Source organism: Nostoc sp. JL31, assembly GCF_017114965.1.
Taxonomy (GTDB): Bacteria; Cyanobacteriota; Cyanobacteriia; order Cyanobacteriales; family Nostocaceae; genus Nostoc; species Nostoc punctiforme_A.
The window spans coordinates 49,542-64,500 of the sequence record NZ_JABXKO010000085.1 but is presented as its reverse complement, the minus strand read 5'-3'; the positions used below and the strand labels follow the sequence as shown (position 1 = coordinate 64,500).

The window sequence follows — 14,959 nt, the reverse complement described above, 5'->3', positions numbered from 1 at the left end:
TTTTATTAATAAACAATTTAACCGCCAGTTACGGCGTTCCACAGGATTCTAATTAGGATCACAGGCAATGCTACTAAGACAATGGAGATTAGCAACAATCCAACCAAAACGGCAAAGATAAACCATCTGTCTGCACTCTTTTGCTCGCTGGGAAACTTTAAGTATTCTTCCAAGAGCTTGATATTATTAGTATTAGCTCTCCAGGCAAAATCAAAAAAGTCTCCCAAAACTGGGACAGCGCCTACCAAGCCATCAATGATTACGTTCAAAACCATTTTACCTAGAGTGGCTCTAGATACGCCTAGCCGTGCTGCTTCTAAAATGATGTAGCTAGAAAACATTATTCCCAAAAAATCACCACCAATCGGTATGAGTCCTAAAATTGGATCTAAACCAAAACCAATCTTTGTACCAGGAATGGTAATAACATTATCCAGCAACCGACTTAACTGACGCAGGCGCTTCAAGGTGGGTGCTTTGGCATCAGGTTCAATCATCGAAAATCGAGGAGGAGAATCAGGCATGGAGGCGATCGCTAACTTTGTATTGAATCGTTAGATATTTTACTCCCCTACTGAGCTTTTGCAATCATTTTCTCAGGGATTTACGAATTAATATTTGACTTGCGATTGCTGCTGGGCTTTTAACTGAGCTTTTAAGCGCATATCTTCGCCGACAGTCACGTTTAACTGATCGCCGATTAACAGAACAGCAGCACTCATTGACAGCCAGAGCATTAAAACTATCACAGCTCCTACAGCACCATATACTTTATTATAATTGCCAAAATTCGCCACATATAGCCGAAATAGGGCAGACAACATTGCCCAAAAAACAGCTGCTAAAATTGCTCCAGGCATCATTGGCGTACCTGAGTTCCACTTGCTTGGGCCATAGCGATAGACAAAGCCAAAGGCGACAGCGACAATACTTAAAGCTAAAGGCCAGCGTAACAGTAGCCAAAGATGCAACAAAAAGATCAAAGAACTATTTTCGCGCACTACTATTCCTAAAAGCCAGTCGCTAGTAAACACTGAGAAAGAAGCCAATACTAAAAGCAACATAGTACCGACTGTTAATCCCAGAGAGACAAGTTTGGCTTTCCAAAAGGGGCGGATGTCTTCTGAAGGAATTTGATGGATTTGATCGAGGGCTGTCATTGCGGTACTCACCGCCCCAGAAGCAGTCCAAATTGCTAATACAAAGCTTAGAGAAAACAAACCACTGTTTTTGGAGTTGGTAATTTCTGTGGTAGCAAAATCACGAATCAGATCCAGGGCTTGTTCAGGTAGGACTTGACTTAGTTGTGCCGCCAGTTGCTTAAAGGTATTTTGTAAAGATTCTGCCAATAAGCCAATGGCTGTGATGATAGCAAGAATTGCTGGAAACAGCGAGAGCATTGCATTATAGGCGATTTCCGAGGCGAGTCCCAAAAGTCGCCTTTCGATTGTTCTAGAAAAAGTTTTTTTAATCGTGCGCCAATTGAGGTGGCGAAAGAAGCGAAAAAAACGAGGCTTTGGCATAATTTAGAGTTAAAACTGGTTGGGTTTATTAACTACTGTGCTAAATTTTGCGTAGCGATCGCATCTATCTTTCTACCGCAAGAATACCGAGTGCGAAGTGAGGGAGAGTTCCTAACTAATGACTATTAATCTATGAATCAAGATTTAACACAACAGTGGTTGACAGAAATCCAGGTAATCAAAGAGCAGATGGCACAGTTGCAACACGAGCGCGATACGGCTTGGGAGAGTGCCCAAAAATGGCGCCAGCTTTACAATACAGAAGCAGAACAACGCCGCACAGATGCCCAACTTTCCCAACAGACGATCGCCTCTCTCAAGGCAGAACTGCATAAACTCCAAGGTCTTGAAGTAGACACACTGGCTGCTGGGACACCAGTAGCGATTCAACAAGAAATAGAACAGCTAAAATCTGTGGAAGACTTGCAAGCTAAACTTATCGCCGCAATTAAAGAACGCGATCGCCTTCTGCAAGCTTTGAAAACTGAGCAGGACAATCACGCCCAAACTCGCAATAACCTGACTACTGCCTTGGGTGATGCTATTGATAGCTTGGCACACGAACGAGCAGGGACGGAGAGTAGGGGAGCAGGGGAGAAGTTGCAGTAAGTTTTTCTCCTCTGCCCCTCTGCCCCCCTGCCTCTTCCCATACCCAATGCCCTAAAATCCCATTGCCTTGGCTACTGCGCCCAGTTCCGCCGCGATACCTTGTTGAAATTGACTGTGATTGTGTTTAATGGCTGTATCTGGGTCTTTTAGACCATTGCCTGTGAGAACACAAACGACTGTCGCTCCTGTGGGAACTTGGTCTTTCACCTGCAACAACCCAGCGACAGAAGCGGCGCTAGCAGGTTCGCAGAAGATACCTTCTGATGCTGCCAAAAGTCGATAAGCATCGAGAATTTCGGCATCGGTAACGGCGTGGAAATTTCCCTGACTGGCGGTTTGGGCTGCGATCGCTAAATCCCAACTTGCAGGGTTGCCAATGCGAATTGCTGTCGCTAGGGTTTCGGGATGCGCCACTGGCTGACCGTGTACTAAGGGGGCTGCTCCTGCGGCTTGGAATCCCATCATCTTGGGTAGGCGATCGCACTTTCTGGCTTGATGATATTGACAAAATCCCATCCAATATGCTGTGATATTTCCGGCATTTCCCACGGGAATACACAACCAGTCTGGTGCGTCTCCCAATGCATCGACAACTTCAAAGGCTGCTGTTTTTTGTCCTTCTAGTCTGTAGGGATTGACCGAATTCACCAAAGTTATCGGATAGCTTTCGGCCATCTCGCGGACAATTTCTAGCGCTTGGTCAAAATTACCTTTAATTGCCAATACTTCTGCGCCGTACAGTAATGCTTGAGCTAACTTGCCCAGCGCCACATAACCGTCGGGAATCAGTACGAAGGCATTCATGCCTCCCCGTCTGGCATAAGCGGCGGCGGCGGCTGAGGTGTTGCCCGTGCTGGCACAAATTACTGCTTTTGCCCCTGCTTCCTTGGCCTTGGAAATTGCCATAGTCATCCCCCGGTCTTTGAAACTACCGGTGGGATTCAGACCATCGTATTTTACAAAAACCCGTACTTGTCTGCCAATGCGTTCTGCGATCGCTGGCGCTGGTATTAGAGGTGTGTTGCCCTCCAATAGAGTGACAATCGGTGTTTCTTCGCTGACAGGCAAGTATTCGCGATAGGCTTCTATCAGTCCGGGCCAGGGTTGGCGATGAGATGTAGCAACAGACAGGCTCAAAGTCACGGGATTTAAAATTTCTTAATGTAAGGATTGGATATTTAGAAAGGGTGGGATAGGGAACCGCAAAATGGGAAAGAGGAAGAAAGTAGATTTTTCCTTACCAGTTGCCCGTTCAGAGTTCCCTAATCCCAAAGAATCTTGTTAAGAATATTATTTTTTGTGGTGCAGGCGTTTCACTTGCTATTTTATTTAGAACGTTAATTTATCATAAACCGCCACGGCGACCTTCGCTTCAACAAATTAGCTTAGAGGATACTGACGAGGTGAAAAGTCATATGTAAATCTATAGAACTCTTATTTGACTTTTGAACAAGACTCAGTACGTATCTATCCTTTTTTTCTATTCCCTATTCACAGACTTACCTCATAACTCTCTGAAATGCTGATTTATCCGTGGTTAAAGCTGCTTTGAGTGCCTTCGTTTAGTCAACTGTATCAGTGTATTTTCCCACCCCTATTCGCTTCAGTAAAGATAGGAAAATACTTAAGAGGCTGTCCCTTTTTGATGATAGTCTTCTACCTCCCTTTCTACGAGAGACTGCACCAAGTGTAAGTGCTTCACCCTACATTTTTTCATAATTTAGCGTAATTCTTGATATAGTCTACATATAATTTCTTGCGTAAATTCCCTAAAAACGGCGATAATCATTTGTACAACCATAATTGATAAGCTATAAATTAGCTATTCCTAAGTAGCGTCTAGTGCAAGGAAGCTTTACACACTTGGGTCAGTGTTTTTTTTAATGGAACACAGCCATTCTAATCACCGTCTTTTATGATTGAACCCAAAATCCATTAGAGTAATTGATTGAAAATATACAATAATTTAATAAAGCTTAAAAGAGCATTATTATAATATTTCTAATGGTGTGAGTTAAATAGTGGATTTAATTAGCGATGCCTACTTATTTATCTAGTGTTTCCGATCGCGAGTCCCAGACTGCCTGGGTCAGTAAGTTAACCAAGTCTTATTATCAAGACGACCAGCAAGCTAAATTGATGCATTTACAAGCAGAGGTAGACTCTCTGTTGCAGCAATTGGAAAATCTGAAGCACCAACGTCTAGCCGAAACCAACCAAAAAGAAGAATAAGTCAGTCTTGCAGATAGCGATGTCTACGACGGGCTACGCCTACGCTTTTCCCCTCTCTAATCTAAATTTGAGTAAAGGGGAAATTTGAGTCAGGGGTGCGTTATTCAAAGCGCTGATTTTTCTCTGACCAGCGCCTCAAACTGTAGTTATGAGCATTTTCTACCAGTAAAGCTAAGGATTGCACCCCTGAAAGCTTGGCGATCGCCGAGAGTCTTTGTAAGTAATTTCCTGTAAAATCAGTGTAAATGACCTTATTTACATCAGACAAAATTATAGTCCGGTCACGGCGTTGCTCTGATTTTTCTCCCTGAATTTCAGGTGTCGGTTGATTCAAGGATGCTATTGCTTCTGGTGAGATAGTCAGGATTATTTCTGATTGAGCGTTATTTGTTAAATCAATCACTTGAACGGGCCAATCACCCAATTTTTCTTGCATCTGTTCAAAGCTAGGAATAGCACCAGATGGAACTTCACCAGATTTTTGTAAAGATTGCCACAGACTCGATAGCATTACCTTCACCCCTTGGGGATTTTGTTGATGCAGCTCTCGTAGAGTAATAGGAGATGGTTGCACCCATTCCAGTGCTGCATTTGTCAAAGCTAAAGGTTTGGGTTGGAGAACATCGTTTTGATTATCTGGAATTTTTGGGCCAGCAGCTAATAGGCGCAAAACTTTACCTTGTAGTTGCACCGCTTTGATAGCGGCTATATTAATTTTTTGTTCTCCATTTGGCAACCAGACTACAATCTGGATTTCCGGGTCAGAAGTGATTCCCAAAGTTTTCCAGAAAAATTTGGCGGCGTCAGTTTTCGGTGGGTTGAAATTCTCAAAGGGGAAATTTAGCCAGCGTTTCCCGTCATTAAATGCACTCACCTCCACCTGATACCAAACTTGGTTATCCGTAAGTTTCAAATCTGCCGGGGGATTTGGTTGCAGCCATTCGGTATTAGTAACTTGAGTAATTGGTTGCACCGTACCAACAATCTGACTAGGGTGAGTAGAGGATATTTGCGACTTTGTACCCTCACCATTGAGTCTTGCCAACAAACCTTGAATATAGGCAAGATTTTCTTTTGTAATTTTTGGTTGCGCCTTTAACCAAGAATTAGTATGTCTTTCTCCCCGCTGAACTGCTAAAATCAACGCGAACCAAGCTTGCACCTCTCGTCTATTTGGGTTCAGCTGCAACGCCGCCGCTGTGCGATTCCACAACCGTTTTTTATCAGCTTTAAGTAGAGTAGCAATTTCTTGGGCATTATGTGGCGACGCTTCAAACACCTGTAAAGCTTTCTCCCAGTGACCATCAATCAAATCTGCCAGCACTTCTTGACTAGGACTTGCCCAAATTTTCTGGGCTTGGGTTTTAGTAAGTTGAGAATGCAAGCGAATCACATCCATTTGCGCTTGCGCAGCTTCTGGTAAAACTCCTTTGCGCTGTTTCTTGATGAATTTCAACCATTCAAAAGCTGGTGTCCACAATCCACTACGGGCAATTGACAGGGCGTTCTGGTATCCAGAATCCTTGAAAGTTGATGATTTGAGGGTAATCGCCTCCAATTGAATTGGTTTGAGGAACAGCTTCAAAGGCTTGACTTGGTAAACCTGTAAGTGCGGTTCTAAACCTACTGTTTGATCGACAACTAACTCTTTTGTACCATCACCAGTTACCTGCTGCCATTTGGGCAATTGTCCATTAGGACTAATCCAAGACAACATTTGTAGTAAATTCGTGCGTTCTGGATTGTAGTATACGACGTAACCGTAGCGGATAGTACCAGTTCCTTGTTGGCGTTTACCGCGCAAATCAAACCAAACTCCTGATGATGGTGTCTTACCTTCAAAGCGTTGCACTTCAGTTAAAGGTAGGGGAATACTGATATCCTGGGGTTCTGAAGTTTCATCAAGCAAAGAAGAAATCAAAAAGGATTCATCTGGGCCAGTTACAGGTAATTGAGTTGCTAGATAGTAATAATTTTCTGACTGAGATTTAAACTCTAACTCAACTGAGCGCTCGTAAACCCTAAGTTCCACAAGTTCTTCACAATCAAATTGGCAATTAGCACGTTGTTGAAAAACTGGTAATAAAAATGAGCTTTTCACATCCTGATATAAAGGCAGAGTTTCCCCAAATATTTGGCTTTTTTTACTTAAATCGAGTTGAATTTGTTTGAGAGTTTGGGGGCGTTCGTGTTTACCAAGGGGGATTTGTGCCCATGCAGGTAAAATTTTATTTAGCCAGCTTACCTCGTCTGGATTGAAGATGAAGAGAACACTAATCCAGGCAAAAGCCATAAATAGACTAGCACTACTTAAGAGAATTGCGATCGCTAGTATTGACGACAACCAACTTCCTCGTTTTAGCTTTTTCTGGGGTTTTTTAGCGACGCGTTTCATCGCACCAGCACGAGGTTGATTTGGTTTAGAGGCTTTTGGCGTCAGCTTGCGTGAACGATTTGCCATAAATTCGGGGTTAGAGAATTGAAGATTAGGGATTGAGAAAACTCTTTCCTAGTCCCCAGTCCCCACTCCCCAATACCCTGTTATACTCGCCCTTTCAAAAGTTGCCCAGAAGCATTAAGTCTAGTTTGGGGCAAAATCCGTAAATGTCCCCATGTGAACGCTCGATGATCGCGAATACACTCTTCACTTAAGTATGTGAGCAAGAGTGTAAAAAATTGAAAGGTAGACTTATTAGCCCCAGTCATCGCAGAACCTGGATGCTGGCATGGTTACTAATTGCGGGAGTAAATGGAGTTGCACAAAAAGCATTATCACAAGAGTACATCAATCCAGAAACTACCCAGGAAATAGAAGTTAAGGGCGATAACATTATTCCCCTATCCTCCTCCCTCTCCCCAGAAGAACCGATGTCCCAAGTTACATCGGTATCTCAACTCAAGGATGTACAACCCAACGATTGGGCATTCCAAGCCTTGCAATCTTTGGTAGAACGTTATGGTTGTATAGCTGGCTATCCAGATAACAACTATCGCGGTAATCGTGCCTTAACTCGGTATGAATTTGCTGCGGGTGTGAATGCTTGTTTAGATAGAGTCAACGAATTAATCACTACAGCCACCAGCGATTTAGTCACTCGTGAAGATTTAGCAATCTTACAAAAATTACAGTCAGAATTTGCTCCTGAATTAGCAACTTTGCGGGGTCGTGTCGATAATTTAGAAGCCAAAACTGCTGAAATTGAAGCCAACCAATTCTCAACAACAACTAAACTCAGTGGACTACTGATAGTTGGCATTCAAGGACGAACTAACAATCGTGGTGATGTTAATCCTAGAGATGGACAAAAGGATACAGATGATGCAGGGACAAATATTAATGTTATTTCCCTGGCGCAGTTGTATTTAACTAGTCAAATCACTCCCGGTAGTTACTTGTTTACAGGTCTTTTAGATGGTAAAGGAAAAACTTCGCCTAGATTTACCAATAGTGTTTCTCGGAATGATGTTTTTCTTGGCTACGAATTTCCTACAGATAGCTTGATTGTAAGTGACCTAAATTTTCATTGGCTGGTGACAAATAAATTAGCAGTAATGGTAGGAACAGAAGGCGTAAGTATGCCAGCTGCTTTCCGAGGCCCCAATCGGGTAGAAAGTGCTGCAACAGGGCCATTATCTTATTTTGCCCAAAGAAACCCAATTTTAAATATGGGATATGGTCACGGTGGTATAGCTATTGATTGGCAATTTGCTAAACGCGCTAGTTTACAAGCAATTTATAGTAGTTATCAACCAGGAAATCCCGGTAAAGGTAGCGGTTTATTTGATGGAACTACCATTACAGGCGTGCAATTACTGCTGACACCAACCGATACTCTAGATTTAAGTTTGTATTACGTTAACAATTACGCTTCAGATGGTTGTTTGCTAACCTTTGTTGGTGATGAATGCTTAACTACAGTTAATACTACTACTGGAAAATCAGCACCGCTACAAACCAACGCCGTGGGTGCGACTCTCACTTGGCAAATTTCTCCCCGCATTAGTGCAGGTGCGTGGGGTGGTTATACTAAATCTTATATTCCTGGGCAATCGGGAAGTGTAGAAACGACAAATTATATGGTGTTTCTGAATTTCCCTGATTTATTTGCTAAAGGAAATTTAGGAGGAATTTATGTCGGTCAACCTCCTAAAATTACTAGTAGCGACTTACCTGTAGGAAATAATGTCCCTGATTTTATCAATACAGGTTTAGGACGTGCAGGTGGACAACCAGGTACGACCACTCAAATTGAGGCATTTTATCGTTTTCAGCTAACAGATAATATTAGTATTACACCAGGGATAATTCATCTTATCCAGCCTGGTAACACACCAGATAGTGACTCAGTTACTATCGGCATTCTGCGTAGTACTTTTAGTTTTTAATTTTAGTTTCACATCATAAGAAGATTCTGCAACTTCCCACAGGATGCGTTGCAAGCCAGCACTCAGAACTTTGGGAGAAGCGGAGATTGATTTATTGGGAAACTTTAGAAAGTTGGTATAATAATCAACATATCTCCTTTAATGCCCAATGCCATATTTTGAATAGATATAAAAAAGGTTTGGCTCACTACCAAACCTATATAAATCCAGTGCATAACAACATCCCAAATTAATTTACTAATTATTATATTCATCGGGCATCCTCCTATAGGATGTGTGCAAATACCCTAAAACCTGATATTTTCCCAATCTAGTATATAGGATTCATATCAATATTGTTCTATTTATCGCATCTTTGCAGTCTAAACTTTTATCAAAAAAACTTACCCGAACCGGATTGAGACTCAGATAGCAATCTGGATTTAAACGTGAGAAAAGACAGGAATTTAAATTACGTATTTATCGGATTTTCAGAATTTTTTCTGACAAATGATTTATGATCGCTATATATAAAATCAATTGTAATCTAACACTAAAGTGCCAATTAATTAGCAATAAAAAAGATGGGCTTTAGCCCATCCTTTGTATAAAAAGTAAAAACATCTTGGCAATTTCTTCAACATATCAAAATATGATAATAAAAAACTGCCAAATTGCCAAATACTTACCAATGAACTATCAATACCAGCATTTCGATGATTTTATGTTTATAACTGCAAGCTAAAGAGCAAAAACTTTTTCATTGACTTAGCCAAGATTCTTGCTCAATTTCCTCCAAGGCTTTGAGTTCTCGAAGCCTTGGAGTGTTATACAAGGCGTGATTGACCCCTTCGAGTTGATAATAGGAATTCCAGTGGTCGTGAACTACTACGCTGGAGGATTGTTGAGAATCTAATGTGAATTTAAACGATCTCTCTACAGTCTCCTCCTATTTTGAGTTTTAGAGTAAGTCAGTCAAAAGCTAAAAATTCCCAGGAATTCTTTTCTAGTTGCTGTTAAAATCATTTACAAAAGTTTTCGATATACTGAATTTGAAACCAATAAAAATAAGCCTGCCATTTGTGGCAAGCCTACATACGTTCATTTGCTAAATCTAGGTAGATGTTTTTAAGATTAACCACCAGCAACAGCAGGAACAATACTGACTTCATCGCCATCTTTCAAGGCTGTGTTTATACCATCTAAATAGCGGATATCTTCACTATCGACGTAAAAATTTACAAACCGACGTAGCTTACCTTGTTCATCGCACAATCGAGATTTAATACCGGGAAAGCTTTGTTCTAAGGAATCTAACAATTCAGCAATAGTGCTACCACTGGATTCTAAAGTAGCTTGATTATTAGTAAAACTTTGAAGAGTCGTAGGAACTAAAACTTTTACAGCCATAGAAGTAAAAAGTGAAGAGTGGAGAGTTAAAAAATAAAGTTCAGAGTAAAGAGTTATGAATATAAAAAACTCATAACTCCTAACTCCTAACTAAACGAGAACTTGTTGCCATTCCAAGCGATCAAGAGTACGCGATCGCTCCAAGGCGCGTTCAAAACTATCCAGTTTAGCATCAATAGTCAAGGGTTCACCAACGTAGCCTTGGATGGCTTCTTGGGTTTTCAAACCATTGCCTGTGATGTAAATCACGGTAGTTTCATCTGGATCAATTTTGCCAGCTTCTACCAGTTTTTTCAGCACGGCCACGGTTGTACCACCAGCCGTTTCTGTGAAGATGCCTTCTGTTTCTGCCAGCAACTTGATGCCATCAATAATTTCGGCATCATTGACTGATTCAATGTTACCACCAGTCTTCTGAGCTAGCTCCACAGCATAAATACCGTCTGCTGGATTGCCGATCGCTAGCGATTTCGCTATTGTATTCGGTTTTACTGGCTTAATAAAGTCGCGTCCTTCTTTAAAGGCTTGGGCGATAGGCGAACAACCTTCAGCTTGAGCGCCGCTGAAACGGACGCTCTTGTTTTCTACCAAACCAACTTCGATAAATTCTTGGAACCCTTTATAAATTTTTGTAAAGAGCGAACCAGAAGCCAAGGGAGCAACAACATGATCCGGTAGTTCCCAGCCTAGTTGTTCCGCAACTTCAAAACCTAGCGTCTTAGAACCTTCAGAGTAATAAGGACGCAGGTTAATGTTGACAAAACCCCAACCGTGTGTATTAGCAACTTCCGAACAGAGACGATTGACTTGATCGTAGTTGCCTTTGACGGCCATGAGGGTGGGACTGTAGATCAAGCTACCGATAATTTTACCGGCTTCTAAATCTGCGGGGATGAACACACAGCAGTCTAAACCGGCATGAGCTGCGATCGCAGCTGTAGAATTTGCTAAATTACCAGTGCTAGCGCAAGAAACAGTAGTGAAACCTAACTCCCGCGCTCTGGATAGAGCGACTGACACCACCCGATCCTTAAAGCTTAAGGTGGGCATATTCACAGCATCATTTTTTATATAAAGCTTATTTAGACCAAGGCGACGAGCAAGACGGTGGGAACGAACTAGGGGAGTCATACCAGTTCCCACATCTATAACATTGTCAGTTGCGACAGGCAAAAAGGGACGGTAGCGCCAAATTGAATTCGGCCCAGCTTGAATTGTTTCACGAGTGACAGTCAGACGTAGGGCATTGTAGTCATATTTGACTTCTAACGGGCCAAAACATAACTCACAAACATTACTGGCTTTGAGTTCATATTCCGCACCACATTCCTTACACTTCAAGGCTTGAAAGTAGGCAGTGCTGGTTTGGGTTTGGGTCTGGGTTTTGATTGCCTGAGTCATAAACTAGCTTTCCCTGTTTGTCTGTCACTTGTGGACTGATACTAACACGAGCAAAAATACCAGTCAAACATACCCGACATTTTTAGTCGGGTATGTTTAGTATTGAGAGGAATGATTCTTGTAAAACTTTAATACTAGTAATCTCTGTTTTTAGTATTTACACGCATATCTTGAATGTTATGGAAAAATAAAATAGCTTCCCTTATTCAGCATTAACACGGAAAACAAATATGATTAAATAGCATTTTTTTATGATAAACTTGCATTTATTGAAATTGCTATCCCATTTAAGCAATCTAGATCGCTTATTTAACGTTCAATTTTTTTGATCTAAATGACTTATATATTTCTGACAACAAAGACTCATAAACATCTTTATATATAAGTTTTAGTGTTTTTCGCATCTGATTAAACCACTAAAATTGTTATGTGTGTTGCCAAAATAAAGTTAATTTTTCAGCTTTGATGTAGTCATTCACAGCTAGAGAAGTTACTTATTTATACGGAAGTTTTTTTTTGCTTTAAAAGCTACATTGCTATTTAAATCTCTAATTCAGCCAAATACAGTAATAAATTACACATATTTGCGATTGCCAGCTTTGATTCTCAACGGTAAGCGTAAAACAACTAGACAAGTTCATTCTGGTTATTGTCTCAATATAATTTCCAAGGAGTGTCAATAATTTAACTCCTTAAATATGCATTCCCAAAACTTCAACGTTTTGGGCAGCCATAATCGGCAATTCCCTTTTAGGAATTACCGAACTTTATCCTGTCTCAAAATCCAAGATACAAGTTCAGCAAACAAACTAGCTCTATGGTAAATCGAAATCAATCTGTAAATAAGCAGCGTAAATTTTACCAATTTCTAGTAGCAACAGCATTATTAACAGGTAGCCTTTTCCAATTTCTCGCACCTGTATTAGCTGACGGAACTACTGCGGGTACATCTATCAGTAACACTGCAACAGCAACCTACGAAGATCCCAACAGTCCTGGGACAACTATAAATGCCACTTCTAACACTGTCGTTGTTAGCGTAGCAGAGGTTGCTGGAATCACCGTCACAGCGTCTGGTGTAACAGATAACAATGGCGGTAATGTTGCAGTTGGCGACTTACTAATCTACACCTACACCTTGACCAACGTAGGTAATGACCCTACCAAATTCCACATTCCCAACCAAGCGACAACAACTGGGCCTGGTACAGTTTCTGGCACATTACCAAATGGTGGTATAGTTAATAGCCTGCAATATAGCACTGACGGTGGTCAAACTTGGATAAACGTCCCCCAAGGCGGCGTAGACACACCCTCAGTTCCAGTTAGCGGTACTGTGTTGGTGCGTGTGCCAGTAACTGTACAAGCTGGCGCTCAAACTAATGATGTCATTACCGTTACTCTTGGTAATACTCCTGGTGATGCTCAAAACCAACTGCGGAGTCCTGATGGTGGTGACATATTCACCGTAGATAACCCCGATGGTAGTGCTGGTGAAGTATCTGGCGCACCAGTTAATGGTACGCGGGAAGCTAGCGCCACAGAGCAAATTAAGGTTGGTCTAACGGTTAAGACCTATGCTTTAGCCACTATTCTCAAGATTCGCAGTGGCTATAACAATGCTGGCACCAGTGCAATTACAGATGACAAGTTGACCTACGATTTGAGTTTACGAGTTGAGTCCAACGATCCCACAGGACAGGGAATTACACCAGCAGCTTTGACGGGTACAAGCATCAATGTTGATGGTGTTGCTAGCACCCATATCTTGGTTTCTGATGCGATTCCTGCGGGTACAGATTTGGCAGTAGCACCAACTCCGCCTCCTGGTTGGCAAGCAGTTTATACCACAGATTTAGTTACAACTGATGCTAATACAGCCAATTGGAAAACTTTTCCCTTAAAAGGTGCTGATACACTCGCAGGTGTAACACGAGTTGGTTTTATCAATAATCCAGCTACTATTACTTCCATTGCTCCTGGTACAACTGTAAATGGCTTCTCGATTCAGCTAGCTGTTGAATCAACTGCATCTTCACCTTTAACTGTCGCTAATATCGCTCAATTGTTTGGTCAAACGCCTACTAGCAATTTCCCAGTCTACGACGAATCCGGCGACCAAAATCCCAGCAATTACGACGGTTCCCCAGGCAGTATGACACCTCCTACAGGTACAGATACCAATGGTGATGGTGTTCCCGATACTCTACCGCCCGCCAACGTTGATGATGGCTATATTAACAATCCAGCAACTCCAGAAACTGGAACTGACACGGGTAATAACAACAGTGGTACTGGTACAGGCGGTGAGGCGAACGTCTTCACGGTGCAAGCACCTGTTGCTTCAGCGTTACTCAACGGGCCGCAAAATGCCCCAGATGCTACTGGGCCATCAGGTCTGACTAACGATGACTTCACCAACAAATCTTCTCTGGTTCCTGCTGGTACAGCACCTGGTAGTACACTTGACCCACAATCAGTTGGCTTTACCAACACTATTAAGAATAGTGGTACTGACTCAGGTGTTTTGAAGATAGAGCCAACTGCACCAACAACTATAGGAGATTTACCGAATAATACGAAGGTGACTATTACCTACGGTAGTCAGTCTGCTGTCTATACCTACAATAGTGCAACGGGAGTGTTTACAATAGCTGGTACAGCAATTACAATACCCAACGTTGCTCCTGGTGCAAGTATCAACTATGGTGTAGAAGTTGATTTACCTCCGGGAACGCAGTTATCTACTGATATTAATAGAGGCTTCCCAGTACCCATCACTGCTTCGATTGACAACTACACGACAGATACCAATGCTGATGGAATCAAGGATACTGGAAACGATAATACCTTTGATTCATCTAACATCACTATCGATCGCGTGTATACTGGCTTCCTGAAACTGCTGAAAGTGTCGCGAGTTTTACAAGGAACTGGGCCTGTAGTCCAGGGAAATGATGGCACATTCAGTATCAATGCGAAGAAGCCTGCACCAGGAAACATTATTGAGTACCAAATTCAATACACAAATATTTCCGATCCTCAATCTGGAACCGGTAATGTGATTTTGAATGCTAACAAAGTTGTGATTACTGAAGATGGTACGCAAAGCCCCAATAACTGGGCGCTAGACAACGATACCAACGGTCAAATTGATACTAGCAACATTGTTGGTTCAGCTAAGGATTCCGGGAGTGCAACCATCCAATTCTTCAGTGGTAATCCAGCTACTAACTCTGGCATCGACCAAACTGGGACTACGACAAACGCTGATGTTACTAAGTATGTGGATACTGTAACTGACACGATCGCACCAGGTATTCAAAGAACATTTACCTTCCAACGCAAAGTGAACTAATTCTTTGGAATTGGGGACTTTGAAGTTTGCAGACTCTGCTACAGAAGAGTCTGCGAACCAT

General features: G+C 41.9%; 11 protein-coding genes. 4 read left to right on the top strand and 7 right to left on the bottom strand.

The annotated features are described in order from the left end of the window. Nucleotides 1–17: 17 nt before the first annotated feature. Nucleotides 18–524: a DUF4112 domain-containing protein gene (locus HWQ43_RS19660; RefSeq protein WP_292737156.1), complete on the bottom strand. Its 507-nt coding sequence runs from the start codon at nucleotides 522–524 to the stop codon at nucleotides 18–20. A gap of 87 nt (nucleotides 525–611) precedes the next feature. After that, the gene (locus HWQ43_RS19655) at nucleotides 612–1,523 is read right to left on the bottom strand and encodes a YihY/virulence factor BrkB family protein (RefSeq protein ID WP_292737154.1); all 912 of its coding nucleotides are present in this window, start codon (nucleotides 1,521–1,523) and stop codon (nucleotides 612–614) included. Between the two features lie 132 nt (nucleotides 1,524–1,655). Here HWQ43_RS19655 and HWQ43_RS19650 point away from each other — a divergent pair, with 132 nt between their 5' ends. Continuing rightward, on the top strand, nucleotides 1,656–2,132 hold the full coding sequence (locus tag HWQ43_RS19650; RefSeq protein WP_292737152.1) for a hypothetical protein: 477 nt from the start codon (nucleotides 1,656–1,658) through the stop codon (nucleotides 2,130–2,132). A 51-nt stretch (nucleotides 2,133–2,183) separates the two neighbouring features. On the opposite strand, the gene thrC (HWQ43_RS19645) is transcribed toward HWQ43_RS19650, so the two are convergent. Then, a complete protein-coding gene (thrC, locus tag HWQ43_RS19645; protein ID WP_292737149.1) occupies nucleotides 2,184–3,275 on the bottom strand; it encodes a threonine synthase in 1,092 nt (363 codons plus the stop codon). Between the two features lie 894 nt (nucleotides 3,276–4,169). On the opposite strand from thrC (HWQ43_RS19645), the gene HWQ43_RS19640 reads away from it, so the two are divergent. Next, the gene (locus tag HWQ43_RS19640) at nucleotides 4,170–4,364 is read left to right on the top strand and encodes a hypothetical protein (RefSeq protein WP_194041136.1); all 195 of its coding nucleotides are present in this window, start codon (nucleotides 4,170–4,172) and stop codon (nucleotides 4,362–4,364) included. Between the two features lie 100 nt (nucleotides 4,365–4,464). On the opposite strand, the gene HWQ43_RS19635 is transcribed toward HWQ43_RS19640, so the two are convergent. Further along, nucleotides 4,465–6,825, bottom strand: a complete 2,361-nt coding sequence (locus HWQ43_RS19635) for a hypothetical protein (protein ID WP_292737145.1) — start codon at nucleotides 6,823–6,825, stop codon at nucleotides 4,465–4,467. A gap of 257 nt (nucleotides 6,826–7,082) precedes the next feature. Between HWQ43_RS19635 and HWQ43_RS19630 the strand changes: the two genes are divergently transcribed. Beyond that, nucleotides 7,083–8,750, top strand: a complete 1,668-nt coding sequence (locus HWQ43_RS19630; protein ID WP_292737241.1) for an iron uptake porin — start codon at nucleotides 7,083–7,085, stop codon at nucleotides 8,748–8,750. 104 nt (nucleotides 8,751–8,854) lie between these two features. On the opposite strand, the gene HWQ43_RS19625 is transcribed toward HWQ43_RS19630, so the two are convergent. The 3 genes from HWQ43_RS19625 to thrC (HWQ43_RS19615) form a co-directional block, all read right to left on the bottom strand. Beyond that, nucleotides 8,855–9,004 carry a hypothetical protein gene (locus HWQ43_RS19625; RefSeq protein ID WP_292737143.1) on the bottom strand — a complete coding sequence of 50 codons (150 nt, stop codon included), beginning with the start codon at nucleotides 9,002–9,004 and terminating at the stop codon, nucleotides 8,855–8,857. Between the two features lie 859 nt (nucleotides 9,005–9,863). Further along, complete coding sequence (locus tag HWQ43_RS19620) at nucleotides 9,864–10,139, bottom strand: ubiquitin-like small modifier protein 1 (protein ID WP_292737141.1); 276 nt, start codon at nucleotides 10,137–10,139, stop codon at nucleotides 9,864–9,866. Between the two features lie 90 nt (nucleotides 10,140–10,229). Further along, nucleotides 10,230–11,540 (bottom strand): threonine synthase, encoded by a 1,311-nt coding sequence (gene thrC, locus HWQ43_RS19615; protein ID WP_292737139.1) that lies wholly within the window; start codon nucleotides 11,538–11,540, stop codon nucleotides 10,230–10,232. A gap of 817 nt (nucleotides 11,541–12,357) precedes the next feature. Here thrC (HWQ43_RS19615) and HWQ43_RS19610 point away from each other — a divergent pair. Continuing rightward, nucleotides 12,358–14,898, top strand: a complete 2,541-nt coding sequence (locus tag HWQ43_RS19610; protein WP_292737137.1) for a hypothetical protein — start codon at nucleotides 12,358–12,360, stop codon at nucleotides 14,896–14,898. Nucleotides 14,899–14,959 lie beyond the last annotated feature (61 nt).